This window comes from Aeromonas sp. R9-2 (assembly GCF_040908025.1).
Classification (GTDB): Bacteria; Pseudomonadota; Gammaproteobacteria; order Enterobacterales; family Aeromonadaceae; genus Aeromonas; species Aeromonas veronii.
The window spans coordinates 133681-150570 of record NZ_JBFOCX010000024.1 but is presented as its reverse complement, the minus strand read 5'-3'; the positions used below and the strand labels follow the sequence as shown (position 1 = coordinate 150570).

Here is a 16890-nt window from a genome sequence, read left to right as displayed (position 1 = left end):
TCAGTATGTTAACTGTTTAATCTTGCTTAACGGTAGCCACCATGTCTCAAGTCGATCTCAATCTCTTTCGCGTCCTCGATGCGGTGATCCGCTATGGTGGTGTCACCACGGCCGCCGAGATGATGGAGATGACCCCCTCGGCCATCAGCCAGGCCATCAGCCGCCTGACCACCCTGGTGGGCGAGCCGCTGTTTGTCCGCCAGGGACGCGGCATCACCCCCACGGCGCGAGCGCTCAGTCTGCACCACGAGATCATGGTACCGCTGCACGACATGGAGCGCAGCCTGCAGCGCACCGATCTCTTTGATCCCCAGACCAGTCGGCGCACCTTTCGCATCGCGGGGGTGCCCGATATCGATATCTTCTTCCTGCCGGAGCTCAACAACCTGCTGCAGACCCAAGCCCCCAACTGTCAGCTGGAGTGGAACACCCAGGTGCAGGACGAAGCCCTGCGCCAGAACAGCCTCTATCTACACAGCGTGGATCTGGTGCTGGCCACCAAGCCGATGGCGGAGCAGGGGATCGAAAACGAGCAGATCATGTCCCAGGCCCTGCGCATCGCCTGCCGCAAGGATCACCCCAGGATCCGCCAGGCCCCCGACATGGCCACCTTCTTCAACGAAAAGCACGTGGTATTGCAAACCAGGCGGCTCGACAGCTTGCTGCTCAACACCCTGACCAAGGCGCCGCTGCCGCCGCGCCAGATTGCCTACGAGAGCGACTCTCTGCTCACCGCCCTTCATCTGGTGAGTCGTACCGACTGGCTCTGCGTCGCCAGCCAGTGGCACATGGAGAAACTGGGGCAGGCGCTGGATCTGGCCAGCTATCCCCTCCCCTGGCTCTCGGAGGATTGCCCCGTCTACATGAGTTGGCACAAGAGCTCCGGTCAGGATACCGGGCTTAATTGGCTCAAAGATCAGGTGCGGGCCGTCAGTTCGTTTTAAGTACGCTTAACAGTCAAGCATGCCCATCTCCTCATCCGGGCTATCGATCTTCTCGACAAACCGCCTTATGGATAATTCCCCTTCAGGATAATCGGGGGGCTTTTCTCAACCATTAAGGCGCAGCTCATGACGACATCGTCGTGCCGAAATAGCTGCGCAGCGCCTCCACCACCCGTCGCACCTTCTCCGGGATCTCCCGCTGCGGCGTGATGGCGTGGATCTCCATCGGCGCCACCCGAAAACCGGGCAGCAGTTCGAGCAGACGCCCCTGCGCCAGATCCTCGCCAATCTCCCCCTCCGGTTGCAGCGAGATCCCCTGCCCTGCCAGCGCAAACTGGCGCAGGGGCAACACGTTGTTGCAGAGCACCTTGGCCTTGAACCTCACCCTGTGTTCGCCCCCCTTCTCGTCAAGCAGCAGCAAACCGTTGCCCAGCATGTCGCCACAGAGCCAATCGTGGGCGGCCAGATCGGCGGGCGTGCGCGGTGGCCCCTTGCGCGCCAGATAGGTGGGGGCGGCGCAGAGCAGCATCCGGGTTTGCCCCAGTTTGCGGGCCACCAGAGTCGAGTCGGGCAAGGTGCCGACCCGCAATGCCACGTCAATCCGCTCGGCAATCAGATCCCGCTTTTCGTCATCGGCAATTATCTGGATGGTGAGGCCGGGGTGGGCCTGCAACAGCGGGGACAATGCCAGCGCCAGCGGCTGGCCCGCCATCCCCACCGGGGCGGTTATCCGCACTTCCCCGAGCAGGGCGTCGCGCACCTCGGAGAGGCGCAGCTCGGTCTCGCTCAGGGTCTGCTGCAGCGCCCGGCACCCTTGCCATACCACCTCTCCCGCCTCGGTCAGACTGAGGCGACGGGTGGAGCGATGGAGCAGGGGCAGCCCGAGCAGGCTCTCCAGCTGGCTGATATGCTGACTGACGGCAGAGGAGGTCATGCCGAGGGATTTGGCCGCCCCTGTCATGCTGCCCGCCTCCACCACGGCGGCGAAGATGGCGTAACGTCTGAGCTGTTCCATTATTAAATCCAGCTTACAAGTGAATGCATTTTTGAGGTGATTATTAAATCATAAATGGCGGCGTAGGATAGCCCCATTCCAACAGTGAAGGAGAGTTCCCCATGAAGATTGCCCTGATCGGTGCCAGCGGTTTTGTCGGTTCAGCCATCCTGAACGAGGCCATCAGCCGCGGCCATCACGTCACCGCCATCGTCCGCGATGTCAGCAAGGTGGCCGCCCATCCGCAGGTCACCGCCGTGGCGGTGGATGCCCAAAACCCACAGGCATTGGCCGAGGTGCTCAAGGGGCACGATCGGGTGATCAGCGCCTACAACCCGGGCTGGGCCACACCGGATATCTACGACCAATACCTCAAGGGCGCCAACGCGATCGTCGCATCAGCCAAAGCGGCCAACAGCTGGCTGCTGGTCGTGGGTGGTGCCGGCAGTCTGGAGGTTGCCCCCGGCGTGCAACTGGTGGATACCCCGGAGTTCCCGGCTGAGTGGAAACAGGGGGCACTGGCGGCCCGCGACGGTCTCACCGCCCTGCGTCGTGAAACCACCCTCGACTGGCGCTTTGTCTCTCCCCCGGTGTTCCTCGAACCGGGCGAGAAACGCGGCGGCTATCGGATTGGTGGCGATCAGGTGCTCTTTAGCGGCGAACAGCCTGCCGGGATCACCGCCGGTGATCTGGCCGATGGCGTGCTAAACGAGGTGGAAAAACCGGCTCACCAGCGCCAGCGCTTTACCCTGGGTTACTGAGAGCCAGCAATCGGTTAAGGCCAGAATGCACGGTCACTCGCCTGTGCTTTCGGTCAGGTGAACACCCGCTCAACCAGAAGGGAGGCATCCGCCTCCCTTCTGTTTTGGCCATTTTCTGTTTTGGTCATTTTTGCCGCTGGTAGCTTGCTTCTGGTTATCACTCGCCCTCTCATCGTTGCCCCTTTAGCCCGCAATGGCTGCGCAAAAAACCTTCAGCCCATCAGGCGCCGAATTCCATTTCGAATTTTGTATATAACTAAGAATAATTTGTTGTTTCCGTCTTATAACACCGAACAGTAGCATCCCCTTTATCCCAGATGGCGCCACACTGTCGCGCCATCCCGTTCGCCGCTTATCAGGTCTGCCAACAGCGGAGGCAGTGCAAGAGATGGCGCCAGAGATAAAGAAAGAGTGAGGAGGTGCACATGGAACATTCACCACTGCCGATCATCGATCTGGCTGCCCTCAACGGGGCGCCCGAGGTACGTCGCCCTATGCTGGCCAGGCTGGCCGCGGCCGCCCGCGATGTGGGCTTTTTCTATCTGGTCGGCCACGGCTTGAGCAAGGTTGAGATGCTAGAGATTCTGGCGCTGGCAGAGCGCTTCTTTGCCCTGCCGGAGCAGGAGAAGCTGACGGTGCAGATGGTCAACAGCCCCCACTTTCGCGGCTACAACCGGGTCGGTGCCGAGCTAACCCGCCAGCGGCCGGATCTGCGAGAGCAGTTCGATATCATGAATGAGGCGCAGGCTCTGCCTGTGGCGCAGATCCGTGAACCCTGGCAGCAGCTGATCGGCCCCAACCAGTGGCCGGCCGCCTTGCCAGAGATGAAAGCTCATCTGCTGGCGTGGCAGGGGCGGCTGAGCGATATCACCCTCACCCTGCTCGCTGCCTTCGCCGAGGTGCTGGAGCAACCGGCCAACGTGTTTGACGACAGTATTCGCGGCGCCCCCTACCAACACATGAAGCTCATTCACTACCCGGGGCAAGAGGCGGGTGGCAGCAGTCAGGGGGTCGGCGCCCACAAGGATCCTGGCTACCTGACGCTGGTGATGCAGGACAATCACTCGGGGCTTGAGGTCGAGACGGCCGACGGCTGGATCTCCGCGCCCCCCCTGCCGGGAGCGCTGGTGGTCAATATCGGCGAGCTGCTGGAGCTTGCCTCCAACGGCTATCTCAAGGCGACCCTGCATCGGGTGGTGAGCCAGCCGCCCGGCGTCTCGCGCCTCTCCTGCGCCTTCTTTATGGCGGCGCGGCTCGATGCCACCGTGCCCCTACTCACCCTCTCCCCCGAGCTGGCAGCGCAGGCGCAAGGGCCGGAGAGTGACCCGACCAACCCGCTCTTTAATCAGGTGGGGAAGAACGTGCTGAAAGGGCGGCTGCGCTCCCACCCGGATGTGGCGGCCCGCCACTATGGGGAACCCGCTCGCCTACCGCGCACAAAGAGCGAAGCGATACCGGCCTAAGCAGCGCAGAGATCCACAGGCGGGTATATGCATAAGCCACAAGCCGCATGCACATACCCGCGCTGACAAAAACAACAAGCAACGAACAACAAAACAAGTCATGGCCAGAGCCTGGCGATCACGGAGCAACACGATGAAATTCAAGACCATGAGCGTACACAGCGGCCAGCGGATCGACCCACAGACCGGTGCCCTCACCACCCCGCTCTACCAGAGCAGCACCTTCAGCTACTTCAACGCCCAGGCGGGCAAGGAGCGCTTTGCAGGTCAAGCCCCCGGCTTTATCTACAGCCGCTTTGGCAACCCCACCACTGCCGAGCTGGAGCAGAAACTGGCGGCGCTGGAAGGTGCCGATGAAGCGCTGGTGGTGGCGAGCGGCATGGCGGCGGTGAGCGCCATCATGTATGCGCTGGCCGACAGCGGCGATGAGGTGGCCTATATCGGCCCGCTCTACGGCGGCACCGATGCCTTCCTCAAGCAGACCTTCAGCCGCGCCGGCATAAAAGTCACCGCCTACGAGAGCGATCGGGATCTGCTGGCCAACATCCGCCCCGCCACCAAGGTGGTACTGTTCGAAACCCTGACCAACCCCACCCTCAAGGTGGTGGATCCGCGGCTGGTGGTGGAAGCAGCCCGCAAGGTGGGTGCCATCACTGTGTGTGACAACACCTTCCTCACCCCCTACCTGCTGCGTCCGCTGGAGCTCGGGGTCGATGTGGTGATGCACAGCGGTACCAAGTATCTGGGTGGCCACGGCGACATCATCGCCGGGGTGGTGGCGGGCTCCCACGCCCTGATGAAGTCGATCCGCACCGTGGCCCTCAAACATATCGGCTCCCCCATCGGCCCGCAGGAGGCCTACCTGCTGCAGCGCGGGGTCAAGACCCTGCCGCTGCGGATGGATGCCCACCTGCACAATGCCCAGAAAGTGGCCGAGTTTCTGGCGGCACATCCGGCAGTGAAGAAGGTGATCTACCCGGGGCTTGCCAACCATCCGGGCCACGATGCCCTCGGCGCCTTCGCCAGCGGCTTTGGCGGCATGGTGAGTATTGAACTTGAAGGCGGGTTTGAGCGCTGCGCCACCCTGCTCGATAACCTGCAGCTGTTCGTGCAGGCGGTGAGTCTGGGGGATCTCGAGAGCCTCGCTTGCCATCCGGCCAGTACCACCCACGCCGCCATGGACGAGGCGAGCCGCCTCGCCGCCGGAGTCAACGACGACCTCATCCGCTTCAGCATCGGGGTGGAAGATGCCGACGATCTGATCGCCGATCTGGCCGCCGCGCTGGCGCAGATCTAACCGGGCGCGCTTTTACTCGCCGACAAAACAGCGGCGAGTGATATGCCTCAAAAACAACAACGGCCCATCAAGGGCCGTTGTTGTTTGTTGCGCTATGGAAAGACGGGATTTACTCCTCCCACACCACCACCTGGGATGAGGGCCAGCGATCCCCGACCTGGGCGTACTTTTGCTCCAGCAAGTGACGCTTGATCTTCATGGTGGGGGTCAGCACGCCGTTTTCGATATTCCAAGGGGTTTTCACCACCAGAATACCGCGGATCTTGGCGTGGGATTCCAGCTGATCGTTGACCCGTACCCGCGCCGCTTCCAGTCTGGCGTTGACCTCCTCCCGATTGCCCTTCATGGCACTCTCGGCCAGCTGCACCAGCGCAATGGGCTGGGGCATGCCGTAACCAATCACGCAGAGCTGTTCGATGATGGGCTCCTGCCCCAGCAGTCCCTCGATGGGCACCGGCGCCACATACTTGCCCTTGGCGGTCTTGAACACATCCTTCATCCGGCCGGTGATGGTGAGATAACCCTCCTTGTCCAGCTTGCCCATGTCACCGGTGTGCAGCCACCCCTCGGCATCGATGGCCTCGGCGCTGTGCTCGGGATCCTTGTAGTAACCCAGCATCATCCCTTCGCAGCGGCAGAGGATCTCCCCCTCGTCGGAGATCTTGATGGTCACCCCGATCCCCGCCTTGCCGACGGTGCCGATCTTGTCGGCGCGGAACGGGTAGTTGATGGTGGAGTAGGCGTGGTTCTCGGTCATGCCCCAGGCTTCAGTCACCTTGAGGCCGATGCTCAGATACCACTCAAGCAGCGCTGGGGAGACAGGCGCGGAGCCGCAGCCGAGTACCCGGGCCTGATCCAGTCCCAACCCCTTTTGCAGCTTGCGTTTGATAAGGCCGGAGATAAGCGGGATCTTGAGCAGCAACGCCAGTTTGTTCTGGGGCAGCTTCTCGTGGATCTTGATGCGGAACATGGCCCACAGTCGTGGCACCGAGATAAAGACGGTGGGACGGCAACGTTTGACATCTTCGATAAAGGTATCGAGGGATTCGGGGAAAGCGATAGTAGCACCGCCATAGAGGCTACCGCCGTAGATGTAGACCCGCTCGGTAATATGGGCCAGCGGCAGGTAGGAGAAGCCCCGATCGGCCTGGCTCAGGCTCACCGTCTCCACCAGCTTCTCGCACGACCAGGCGTAGCGCTCGACGCTCAGCATGGCCCCTTTCGGCTTGCCGGTACTGCCGGAGGTGTAGACCAGACTCAGCAGGGAGTCAGGGGCCTGCACCGGGCTGTCAGGGATCGGCTCATGCGCCTCCAGCAGATCGTCCCACTGGTGGCTGGCCGGCATGGTGTCATAGGGGAAGGCGATGCGCAGCAGATCGGCGGGTACGCCAGCCTCCTGACTCTTCCAGTCATCCAGCTTGCCGACGAAGATCGCCTTGGCCTCGCTGTGGCGCAGCACATATTCGATGGTGTCGACGTTGGCAGTCGGGTAGATGGGCACGCTCACATACTGCCCCATCTGCATCGCCAGATCGGCGATAAACCACTGGGCGCAGTTCTTGGAGAGCAGCGCCACCTTGTCACCGGCCACCAGACCGAGGTGACGCAAGGCCGTCACCATCCGCCGCGCTTCATCGGCCACTTCACCCCAGGTGAAATCGACATATTCGCGATTGATGGTTTGACGCAGGTAGGTTCGATCAGGACACTGCCGCTCCCAGTGATAGAGCATCTCGAGCGGCAGTTTATTGGCAATGCGTGAGGAGGAGGCCATAGTTTAATCCCTGAAACAAAAGGCGAAACTTATTATTAACCTTTCACTAACTTCAGGGGAAGAATAAACTCAAACTTCAGTTTGAATTGTGTATCCGATCAAGCTTCTGCGTCTTGTTGCAAACGGCTCCACATCGCCTGCACCAGTTTTTCATCCTCTTCAGAAAGCTCACCTTGCAAGATCGCCTCGTTGAGGCTGCGCAGCACATAGCTCTTGACGTCCCGCACCAGGGTCTTGCCTTCCAGCTCGGCCCGGGCAACGGCCAATGAGATATGACCTCGCAGGTAACCCCCCGCAAACAGCTCATCGTCGGTTGCGGTGGCAACCATGCTGTCGATCAGTCCCAACAACTTGTGCTCAAAATCGTGAATCGTCATGTAACGCAGCCTCATTTGCGGCAAAAAATTCGGGGGTATGGAACCGCAATCCGGTTGATTGCGGCTCTCTGGCGCCAGGCCAGCAGCGTCCTTGGCGTCCTATTCCGGGTTGGCCACCGGGTAGATGACCTGATCCTTGTATCCCGTGGTTATTCGCAGATAACCACGCAACGCCCGGTTTAATTCGGGATCATCGGTGTCCACCAGCAGCGGCCTGCCCGCAAGGGCGGCAAGCTTGGCTTTGGTTGCCAGCACCTGGATATTCTCCAGCCCGACACACCGAATCACCTCAGGACTCAATTGCTGATTTCCGCGCCCGAACAGATGTCCCTGTCCGCCTATCAGGGTAATGATCAGTCGGCAGCGACGGCCGCGGATCCGGGTCAGGATCTCGGCGGCGCTGAGATCCTGCCCGATAAGTCGGCCATTTTCCACCAGATCCACACCGAGCAAAGTATTTTCCAGACCGAGCTCTGCCATACAGGCTGCCACCGTGCTGCCGGAGCCCATCAGATAGAGGGTATCGGGCTCCATCTGCTCCACCACACCGGCGGCGAGATCCGCCAACACCAGCTCTTCGGACTCCTTTCCCCCCTGCTTGACCGCCTGTACGTAACGCAGATCGCCGGGCACCTTCAGTTGGCCGTAGTGGCGGGCCCGCACCTTGCCCGCGCGAAACGCCTCCTCGTCGATGTCGCGCACCTCGGCATCGATCAGGCTGAGCAGTTCCCCTGCGATCATCCGCGCCACCACCCGCCCGCTGGCGGCGGGGGTCACCCCGTAGACGCCGGAGTGGATCTTGCACCCCGCCGGAATGCCGAGCACATGGCAGGACTCCCCCACCGCGGCGCAGATATCCCGCGCCGTGCCATCGCCACCGGCAAACAGCAGCAGATCGACCCCGGCTTCGCGCATCAGCCCGGCGGCGTGGCGGGTATCATCGGCCGAGGTGCTCTCCCCGACCGGTTGATAGATGACCCGTGAGGGCAATCCCAGCTCTCGGGCCACCGCCTCCCCCATCTCTCCCGCCACCGTCAGCAGTTCGAACGGGACGCTCAGCTCGCACAGTGGCAACAAGGCTTGCCGCGCCCGCTCCTGCGCCTTGGGCACGGCACCACGAGCAAGCGCCTCATCCACCACGCCGTCACTGCCCTTGAGCCCCACTGCGCCGCCAATCCCGGCGACCGGATTAATGATGAACCCTAATCGAAACATACCTGCCTCCCTTGCGATGGCCACCATTTTTATCTTTTCCCCCCTCTGGGACAAGCAGTGGCGCCCCTGCTAGAATGCGCTGCTTCAATTTTCCAACCAATTTTCAACCAAGGTTCAATCATGCTGGAATGGGTTCTTGATCCCTCTGCCTGGGTCGCACTCGCCACCCTTACCCTGCTCGAGATCGTGCTGGGCATCGACAACATCATCTTTATCTCCATCCTGGTCGGTCGCCTGCCGGAGGCGCAGCGTCAAAAAGCGCGCATTCTGGGTCTGGGGCTTGCCATGGGTACCCGGATCCTGCTGCTGCTCTCGCTGGCCTGGGTGATGCGCCTCACCGACCCGCTCTTCACCGTGCTGGGTGAAGCCATCTCCGGCCGCGATCTGATCCTGCTGCTGGGGGGCCTGTTCCTCATCGGCAAGAGTGCCCACGAGATCCACGTCACCCTGGAAGGGGCGGCCGAGCCGGAAAGCGTCAGCAAAGCGGCCTCGGGCTTTATCAGCACCCTGATCCAGATCGCCATCCTCGATATCGTGTTCAGCCTCGACTCGGTGATCACCGCGGTCGGCATGGCCGATCACGTGCCGGTGATGGTGCTGGCCATCATGATCGCCGTCTTCATCATGATGTTTGCCGCCAAATCCATCGGTGATTTCGTCGACAGCCACCCCACCATCAAGATGCTGGCCCTCTCCTTCCTCACCCTGGTGGGTTTCGCCCTGATGGCCGAGGGGATGGACCTGCATATTCCGAAGGGCTACATCTACTTCGCCATGGCCTTCTCGCTGGTGGTGGAGATGATCAACATCCGCCTGCGCAGCCATCACGACAATAGCGGGCAAAATAGCGCGCAGTAACCCTGCCCCACATGCCCTCGCGACCCCAGCTGTCGCGATCAAAAAGAGCGCCGATCGGGCGCTCTTTTTTTATGGGTAACGAAACGATGAAAGGGTTATTGATCGCTGATGACGATGGCAACCCGGCGGTTGGCGGCCCGGCCCTCTCTGGTCTTGTTATCTGCCAGCGGCATGGTCTCGCCACGGCCATGGATCTCCAGATTGGCTGGCTTCATGCCGACCGAGACCAGCACATCGGCCACCGACTGGGCCCGCTTCAGGGAGAGCTGCTGGTTGTAGCTGCTCTCGCCGGTATTGTCAGTGTGGCCATCCACCCGCGCCTTGTCCAACCCTACGCCAAGCAGTGTTTTACCCAGTTTTTCAACGGATTGACGAGTCTGGGGATTGAGCGCCCCCACGTTGTTGGCAAACAGCACCCGGTTGGCCAGATCCAGCGTCCACCCCTCATCGGTCAGATAAAAGCCCTGCTCCTTGAGCACAGCGATCTGCTCCGGGGTCAACCCCTTGGGGGCACTCTGGCAACCGGCCAGCAGTGACAACATCAACCCCAGCAGGGTCACTTTCAACAGGTGGGTGATCTTCATGGTTTGCTCCTTGTTTATGTTGTTATTCTTGCCAGTCAGGCGATGGTTTGCTGTTCGCTGCGGCGCGCCCGTTTCGCCAGATACATGGCCGCATCGGCCTGATCACACAGCACGCTGGCACTCATGCCCGCCTGATAGACGGCAAAGCCGACACTCACCTCGGCCACCAGCTGACGACCGTCACGCAGCGCCACCGGTTCGCTCATCGCCTGCTGGATGCGGCCAATCACCTCTTCCACCTCATGCTGTCGCTGGAGTGGGCCAACCAGCACCGCAAACTCGTCACCACCGAGGCGAAACACCAGATCATCCGGACGCAACTGATGTTGCACCCGTCTTGAGAGCGCGATCAGCACATCGTCACCGGCGTTGTGCCCCAGCGTGTCATTAATTTGCTTGAAACGATCGCAGTCGAGATAGAGCAGCGCAAACCCCTCTTGCTCGCCGAGGGAGATGGCCTGCGCGAGCCGCGCTTCAAACAGGGCACGATTGGGCAGTCCGGTGAGGGCATCGTGGGTCGCCTGATGGAGCAGGCTGGCATTTTCGCGGGCCTGCTGGGCCTGCCAGGCTTGCAGCTCGTCCAGCAGGGAGTTGAAGTCATCCCCCAGCTCGTTAATCTCGACGATATCGGCCGGTGGCGCCCGCATCCCCAGGGTGCGTTGTCGACGTACCGAGTGGGCGACAAGTGCCAGTTTGCGCAGCGGTGCGGTGATGGAGACCTGCATCCGGTCAGCCACATAGAGTGCCACCATGGCGCTCAGCATCAGACAAACAACCATCACCAGCAGCGCCGAGAGCAAAAACAGCAACAGATATTCACCGTGGCCGCGCAGCTCGATGGTGGCGATCTGCTCGCCACCCCGCAGCATGGGGAGCTTGACAGGCCCCGGCATCAGCAGTTGGGCCAGATAGTCTTCGAGCGTCACCAGCGGGTTGCTTCTGGGGCGCTCCCAACTGGCGAGCAGCTGACCATTGGTCAGTACGATAGTGGCTTGGGCCACCTCTTCCTTGGCAACGATGCCACTGAGCGCCTCGCTCGCCGCCTCCTCATCATGGAACACCACCGCCGCCTCGGCGCTGTAGCTGATGGCGCGGGCTACCAGCTCCAGATTGTGGTCGGCGTAAAAACGCACTACCAGCAGGGCCACCAGAGTAAAAAAGAGTCCCGCCACACTGACGGCTGTGATGGCGGCCACCAGATGGGTTCGCCCCAGGCTCTGACGCAGGGTCAGACGGCGGGGAGCCGCGCTCACCTGTCGCCTCATGGGACCCCCTTGTCGGCACGGGCCAGCTTGAGCACAGCGGGATGTACTCGTACGCCGCTCAGGGCCAGGGCATCGAGGTTCACTTTAAACCGCACTCGCACACTCTGTGGCTCGGTCTGCAGACAGAACACCGAGCTGGTGGAACAGTCGTGGTTGTATTCGCTGATGCTGAGCACTGAATGACCCTGCAAGCGCGCAAACAACGCAATCCGGGTCGGCTCGTCGACGACGCCGAGATAGAGCACATCGCAATTATCACTGATGGCCGGATCACTCGCGTCGTAGCGATTGACCTGCACGGCACGGCCATTGGCCTGACGATCGATGGTAAAGAGGGCTCCGGCATACTCCGTCGGCGCCGCCACACACAGGCGCAGCACCGCAGGCTCGGTGGGCCAGCGAGTGTAACTCAGGATATCGAGCACCAGCTCTCTGACCGCCGTCGCCCGGCTCTCTGCGGCCGTTTCCGCCAGCGCGTGAGGCAACAGCAGACCAAACCCTAACAGCAAGGGCGCCAGGCGAGCGGCGAAACGGGGAGAAAAGAGTAACAGCATGATCGGGAAGTGGCCGCCTTGACAACACCGCTGCAGTGGCATGGCGGTTCGGGTACATGTATCCAGATAGTAAGTTGGTGGACACTGGCCTGACAAGTCTCCCGAAGCCCTCCCGCCCGGAAGCCGTGTAAAGAAAACAGAGAGCCCGTCTGGTGACGGGCTCTCTGTTGGCTGGCATCCGGAACAACTTACTTCTTGCTGATGCCATATTCCCGCAGCTTGTTGGCGATGGCGGTATGCGACACGCCCAGGCGTTTGGCCAACTGACGGGTCGACGGGAAGGCGGGATAGAGCCGGGCCAGCAGCTGGCTCTCGAAGCGCTTCACCGCATCGTCGAGATTCCCCTCAAACCACTCGTCGATCAGCGGCATGGTATCGGCCGCCACCGGCAGGTCGATCTGCTCGGGCCCCAGCTCATCCCCTTCCAGCAGTGTCATGGCGCGGTAGAGACAGTTGCGCAGCTGACGCACGTTGCCCGGCCAGCGGTAGGCGGTCAGGTAGTCGGCCATGTTGCGGGTAAAGCGCGGACGGGGTCGCTGCAACTCGCTGGCAAAGCGGGAGACAAACTGCTGGGCCAGCACCATGATGTCTGCCTTGCGCTCGCGCAGGGGGGGCAGCGCCAGACTGAGCACGTTGAGGCGATAGTAGAGATCCTCGCGGAAGGTTCCTTCGTGCACCAGATCCAGCAACTGCTTCTGAGTGGTGCAGATGAAACGCACGTTGACCTTCACCTCCTGCTCGTCACCGACCCGGCGGAACACCCCATCCTGCAGCACCCGCAAAAACTTGGTCTGCAGATGGGGAGACATATCGCCGATCTCGTCCAGCATCAGGGTGCCGCCGCTCGCCAGCTCCAGCACGCCGCGCTTGCCCTCGGTGTTGTTGCCAAAGGCGCCGGGGGCATAACCAAACAGCTCGCTCTCGGCCACGTTATCGGGCATGGCGGCGCAGTTGAGGGCCATAAAGGGGTGGCTGGAGCGCAGGCTGGCCCCGTGACAGGCACGGGCCAGCAGCTCCTTGCCGGTACCGGTCTCACCGACAATCAGCAGCGGCGCGTCCTGCATCGCCAGTTTGCGCGCTTGCGACAGCACCTCTTTCATCTTGGGGCTCTCGGCCTGCAGATGCTCGAAGCCCCCCACTTCCACCGCATGAAGCGCGCTGAAGTGCAGGCCGACCCGACGGGCAGATTTGAGCACCACCACGGCACCGGCCAGCGCCTGCTTGCCGCGGGCTTCCGCCACGAACAGCGGCATCAGATCCGCCAGATACTCTTCGCCATTGAAACTGAGCTTGCAGGTCTGCGGCTTGATCTCACTCGCCTCCAGCCAGCGGGTGAAAGAGAAACCCTTGACCAGCGAACCGAGCGCCACCCCGCGCACCTCCTCCACCGGCAAGCCGAGGGTGGTGAGGGCAGACTGGTTGGCCTGGGTCACCTTGCCCTTGCTGTCGAGGGAGAAGACCAGATCCGGCAGCGCCTTGAGCAGCGCCTCGATCTCGTGATGCTCTCGCTCGGAAGGCATGTAGGGGATGGTCTTGACGTCGTAGACGCCGGGAATACGGCGGATCTCCGGCATCAGGTGCTGAAAATCACTGAACTCCAGCTCGGGAAAGTTGAGATAGATGATGCCTGAGGTATCGATTTCGATGCCGCGCAGATCGATATTGTGCTCCACCAGGCGGTCGAGCAGTTCCCGGGTCAGGCCCAGGCGGTCTTCACAGCTGACTTCAAGACGCATTCGGGACACACTTCCTAGCTAACTCTATGAATGAGCGGATAATACAGTCTCGATCCCCCCAGTGCGAGCGCCAGCCCATAAAAATGCGGGCCTGCCCCGCTTTCGCAGGCAGGCCCGGGTCAACCGATGACGCTGGTGTGGGGCGCGATTACCGGAGCAACTGATCGGTGCGCGCCGCCATGATGAAGCCGTTGCGATGCAAACCGCCGATCTTATGCATCCACCAGCTGACGATCACCATATCGCTCACTGGATGAGTGGTGGCGTTCACTTCAGCAGCTCATCCGTGCGTGCAGCCATGATGAAGTCGTTGCGGTGCAAGCCGCCGATCTTGTGGGTCCACCAGCTGACGGTCACCTTGCCCCACTCGGTCAGGATGGCCGGATGATGGAACTCCGCTTCCGCCAGCTCCCCCAGGCGGTTGGTAAACGCCAACGCCTCCTTGAAGTTGCGAAACGTAAATTCCCGCCGCAGTTGCAGCGCCCCCTCCTCCACCAGCGGCTGCCAGTCGGGAATAAGCTGCATCAGCTCGCGCAGCTCCTCATCGCTCACCTTGGGGGCATCGGCGCGACACGCTTCACACTGCTGGCTGGCCAGTTCGGACATGGGTTACTCCTGCTTGAATTAATGAAAAATTAATGAAAATGAAATAGGGTTGTTTGCCTTTGGTCAGCTCGCCTGTTTGCCAGCGGGAACCTCAAAGCGCGGCGGATAGAGGCCAAGCCGACTGGCCTCGGCCAGAGCAGCCATGATCTCCTCCCCGGTCAGCTGGTAGAGATGATCGAGACTCGGCAGCACAAAATAGGTGGGCTGCATGATGTCGATGCGATACGGGGTGCGCAGCACAGTCAGTAGATCGAAGGGTTGCAGCAGCGGCTTGCCAGAAAGGGCATAAGCTGTCTCGCCGATGGAGGAGAGAATGCCGCCACCGTAGATACGCAGCCCGTCAGGCGTCGCCAAGAGGCCAAACTCCACGGTGAACCAGTAGAGCCGCGCCAGAAAAACCCGCTGCTCCTTGCTCGCCTGCTGGCCAAGCTGGCCATAGAGGTGGGTAAAGTGGGCAAAGGCCGGATTGGTCAGCATGGCGCAGTGGCCGAAGATCTCGTGAAAGATATCCGGCTCTTGCAGGTAGTCGAGCTCGTCCCGGCGCCGGATAAAGGTGGCCACCGGAAACTGGCGATTGGCCAGCAGGGCGAAGAAGCGATCGAACGAGATAAGTGCAGGTACTGCCGCCACCGACCAGCCGGTCGCAGGCTGCAAGACGGCGTTGATCTCGGCCAGCTGGGGGATGCGATCACGGGGCAGCCCCAGTCTGTCGAGACCGGCCAGATACTCGTCACACCCCTTGCCATCGAGAGCGGCGAACTGACGTTCGATCAGGATCTGCCAGGTGCCGTGCTCTTCGTTGCTGTAGTGGATCACCCCGTCAGCATCCGGCTGGTGGGCGGTGTAGAAGGTTGCCATAGCGGTTCCATCCTCTGGCGCCACATCAGGCGCCTTGCCGTTTCATCACGGCTTCACTGTAACGAAATGGCAACAAAAAAAGCAGCCGCCCCATGAGTCGGCTGCCTGAAACAGTTGTAAATAAATTGTGACAACTAGCTAGCCAGTCCCCACTACAGCTTGACCATGATATGGCGCGGCACCGTGTAATCCTCCAGCGCATAGAGGGAGAGATCCTTGCCGTAGCCCGACATCTTCATGCCGCCGTGGGGCATCTCGGAGGTGAGCATGAAGTGGGTATTGATCCAGGTGCAACCATATTGCAGGTGGCTGGCCACCTTGCTGGCGAGGCTCAAATCCCGGGTCCAGACCGACGAGGCGAGACCATAGTCCGAGTCGTTGGCCCACTGCACCACCTGCTCGGCATCGTTGAAACGGGTCACCGACACCACAGGGCCAAACACCTCGCGGCGCACGATCTCATCCTCCTGCCGGGCCCCGACAATCAGGGTCGGCTCGAAGAAGAAGCCGTTGCCGGGGCGGATCTTGCCCCCCGCCGTCACCTCCACATGACCGCTGCTCTGGGCCCGCTCGACAAAGCTGGCAACCCGGTTGCGCTGCCGGTCCGAGATGAGCGGCCCCATCTCCACACCCTCCTCGTACTGGCTGCCCACCTTGATGGAGGCCACCGCCTCGGTCATGGCCGCGACGAACTTGTCGTAGATTTTGCCCTGGGCATAGATACGGCAGGCAGCGGTGCAATCTTGCCCTGCATTGTAGAAACCGAAGGTGCGAATACCCGCCACCACCGCCTCCAGATCCGCATCGTCGAAGATGATCACCGGCGCCTTGCCCCCCAGTTCAAGGTGGGTGCGCTTCATGGTACGGGCGGCGCTTTGCAGGATCTTCTGGCCGGTGGCGATATCGCCGGTGAGCGACACCATCCGCACCAGCGGGTGCTCCACCAGCGGCGCCCCCACACTCTCGCCCCGCCCGCAGATGACGTTGATGACGCCGCGGGGGAAGATCTCGCTGGCCAGCTCCGCCAAACGCAGCGCGGTGAGCGGGGTCTGTTCGGAGGGTTTGAGCACCACCGTATTGCCCGCCGCCAGCACCGGCGCCATCTTCCAGGCCGCCATCATCAGCGGATAATTCCAGGGGGCGATACTGCCCACAACACCTATGGGGTCGCGGCGGATCATGCTGGTGTGCCCCTCGAGATACTCCCCCGCCAGCGGCCCTTGCAGGCAGCGGGCCGCCCCGGCAAAGAAGCGGAAGCAGTCCACCACCGCGGGCAGCTCGTCGTTGAGCACTGCCAGATAGGGTTTGCCGCAGTTGAGGGATTCCAGCGCCGCGAACTCCTCGGCGTGGCGCTCGACGAGATCCGCCAGACGCAGCAGCAGGTTGCTGCGGCTTGCCGGGGTGGTGCGGCTCCACTGGGCGAAGGCGCGCTGGGCACCGTTCACCGCCCGGTTCACCTGTTCGAACGAGGCTTCGGGTACGGCGGCGATCTGCTCGCCATTGGCCGGGTTGAGAATGGGTTCGGCCTGCCCCTCGCCGGTCACAAACTGGCCATCAATCAAGAGTTGGGTAGAGAGTTTCATGGTTGCATCCTTGCGCACGCG

General features: G+C 61.6%; 16 protein-coding genes and 1 pseudogene. 5 read left to right on the top strand and 12 right to left on the bottom strand.

Annotated features, from left to right (window positions below; genetic code table 11):
- The first annotated feature begins 41 nt into the window (after window positions 1–41).
- On the top strand, window positions 42–944 hold the full coding sequence (locus tag AB5Y71_RS09845) for a LysR family transcriptional regulator (protein WP_005352600.1): 903 nt from the start codon (window positions 42–44) through the stop codon (window positions 942–944).
- A 124-nt stretch (window positions 945–1068) separates the two neighbouring features.
- Here the strand turns inward: AB5Y71_RS09845 and AB5Y71_RS09840 are convergent, their stop codons facing one another.
- Entirely contained in the window at window positions 1069–1959 is an 891-nt protein-coding gene (locus AB5Y71_RS09840; RefSeq protein WP_368171473.1) for a LysR family transcriptional regulator, read from the bottom strand.
- A gap of 101 nt (window positions 1960–2060) precedes the next feature.
- Here AB5Y71_RS09840 and AB5Y71_RS09835 point away from each other — a divergent pair, with 101 nt between their 5' ends.
- From AB5Y71_RS09835 to AB5Y71_RS09825, 3 genes are all read left to right on the top strand, one after another.
- Window positions 2061–2699: an NAD(P)-dependent oxidoreductase gene (locus AB5Y71_RS09835; protein ID WP_203975982.1), complete on the top strand. Its 639-nt coding sequence runs from the start codon at window positions 2061–2063 to the stop codon at window positions 2697–2699.
- 425 nt (window positions 2700–3124) lie between these two features.
- Entirely contained in the window at window positions 3125–4162 is a 1038-nt protein-coding gene (locus AB5Y71_RS09830) for an isopenicillin N synthase family dioxygenase (protein WP_368171472.1), read from the top strand.
- A gap of 133 nt (window positions 4163–4295) precedes the next feature.
- Entirely contained in the window at window positions 4296–5459 is a 1164-nt protein-coding gene (locus tag AB5Y71_RS09825) for a PLP-dependent aspartate aminotransferase family protein (protein ID WP_042052882.1), read from the top strand.
- 109 nt (window positions 5460–5568) lie between these two features.
- Here AB5Y71_RS09825 and AB5Y71_RS09820 read toward each other — a convergent pair whose 3' ends face one another.
- The 3 genes from AB5Y71_RS09820 to AB5Y71_RS09810 all read right to left on the bottom strand — a co-directional run bounded on the left by AB5Y71_RS09820 (window position 5569) and on the right by AB5Y71_RS09810 (window position 8825).
- On the bottom strand, window positions 5569–7233 hold the full coding sequence (locus AB5Y71_RS09820; protein WP_005333638.1) for an AMP-binding protein: 1665 nt from the start codon (window positions 7231–7233) through the stop codon (window positions 5569–5571).
- A gap of 98 nt (window positions 7234–7331) precedes the next feature.
- The gene (locus AB5Y71_RS09815) at window positions 7332–7610 is read right to left on the bottom strand and encodes a YfcL family protein (protein ID WP_005333639.1); all 279 of its coding nucleotides are present in this window, start codon (window positions 7608–7610) and stop codon (window positions 7332–7334) included.
- 99 nt (window positions 7611–7709) lie between these two features.
- The gene (locus AB5Y71_RS09810) at window positions 7710–8825 is read right to left on the bottom strand and encodes an ATP-NAD kinase family protein (protein ID WP_307896670.1); all 1116 of its coding nucleotides are present in this window, start codon (window positions 8823–8825) and stop codon (window positions 7710–7712) included.
- A gap of 120 nt (window positions 8826–8945) precedes the next feature.
- Here AB5Y71_RS09810 and AB5Y71_RS09805 point away from each other — a divergent pair, with 120 nt between their 5' ends.
- On the top strand, window positions 8946–9683 hold the full coding sequence (locus AB5Y71_RS09805; RefSeq protein WP_127006498.1) for a TerC family protein: 738 nt from the start codon (window positions 8946–8948) through the stop codon (window positions 9681–9683).
- 95 nt (window positions 9684–9778) lie between these two features.
- Here AB5Y71_RS09805 and AB5Y71_RS09800 read toward each other — a convergent pair whose 3' ends face one another.
- The 8 genes and pseudogenes from AB5Y71_RS09800 to AB5Y71_RS09765 form a co-directional block, all read right to left on the bottom strand.
- The gene (locus AB5Y71_RS09800; protein ID WP_005333642.1) at window positions 9779–10267 is read right to left on the bottom strand and encodes an OmpA family protein; all 489 of its coding nucleotides are present in this window, start codon (window positions 10265–10267) and stop codon (window positions 9779–9781) included.
- A gap of 35 nt (window positions 10268–10302) precedes the next feature.
- Window positions 10303–11532: a diguanylate cyclase gene (locus tag AB5Y71_RS09795; RefSeq protein ID WP_005361161.1), complete on the bottom strand. Its 1230-nt coding sequence runs from the start codon at window positions 11530–11532 to the stop codon at window positions 10303–10305.
- On the bottom strand, window positions 11529–12086 hold the full coding sequence (locus AB5Y71_RS09790; protein WP_227342662.1) for a YfiR family protein: 558 nt from the start codon (window positions 12084–12086) through the stop codon (window positions 11529–11531). Before AB5Y71_RS09790 ends, AB5Y71_RS09795 begins: the two co-directional genes overlap by 4 nt.
- 188 nt (window positions 12087–12274) lie before the next feature.
- Window positions 12275–13822, bottom strand: a complete 1548-nt coding sequence (gene tyrR, locus AB5Y71_RS09785) for a transcriptional regulator TyrR (protein WP_005333656.1) — start codon at window positions 13820–13822, stop codon at window positions 12275–12277.
- Window positions 13823–13970: 148 nt separating this feature from the next.
- Window positions 13971–14060 (bottom strand): annotated as a pseudogene (locus tag AB5Y71_RS09780) (4a-hydroxytetrahydrobiopterin dehydratase); the annotation flags it as partial.
- 29 nt (window positions 14061–14089) lie between these two features.
- Window positions 14090–14428, bottom strand: a complete 339-nt coding sequence (locus tag AB5Y71_RS09775) for a 4a-hydroxytetrahydrobiopterin dehydratase (RefSeq protein ID WP_019444917.1) — start codon at window positions 14426–14428, stop codon at window positions 14090–14092.
- A gap of 63 nt (window positions 14429–14491) precedes the next feature.
- Window positions 14492–15286: a phenylalanine 4-monooxygenase gene (gene phhA, locus AB5Y71_RS09770; protein WP_115521826.1), complete on the bottom strand. Its 795-nt coding sequence runs from the start codon at window positions 15284–15286 to the stop codon at window positions 14492–14494.
- 152 nt (window positions 15287–15438) lie between these two features.
- Window positions 15439–16869: a gamma-aminobutyraldehyde dehydrogenase gene (locus tag AB5Y71_RS09765; RefSeq protein ID WP_042657595.1), complete on the bottom strand. Its 1431-nt coding sequence runs from the start codon at window positions 16867–16869 to the stop codon at window positions 15439–15441.
- Window positions 16870–16890: the final 21 nt, after the last annotated feature.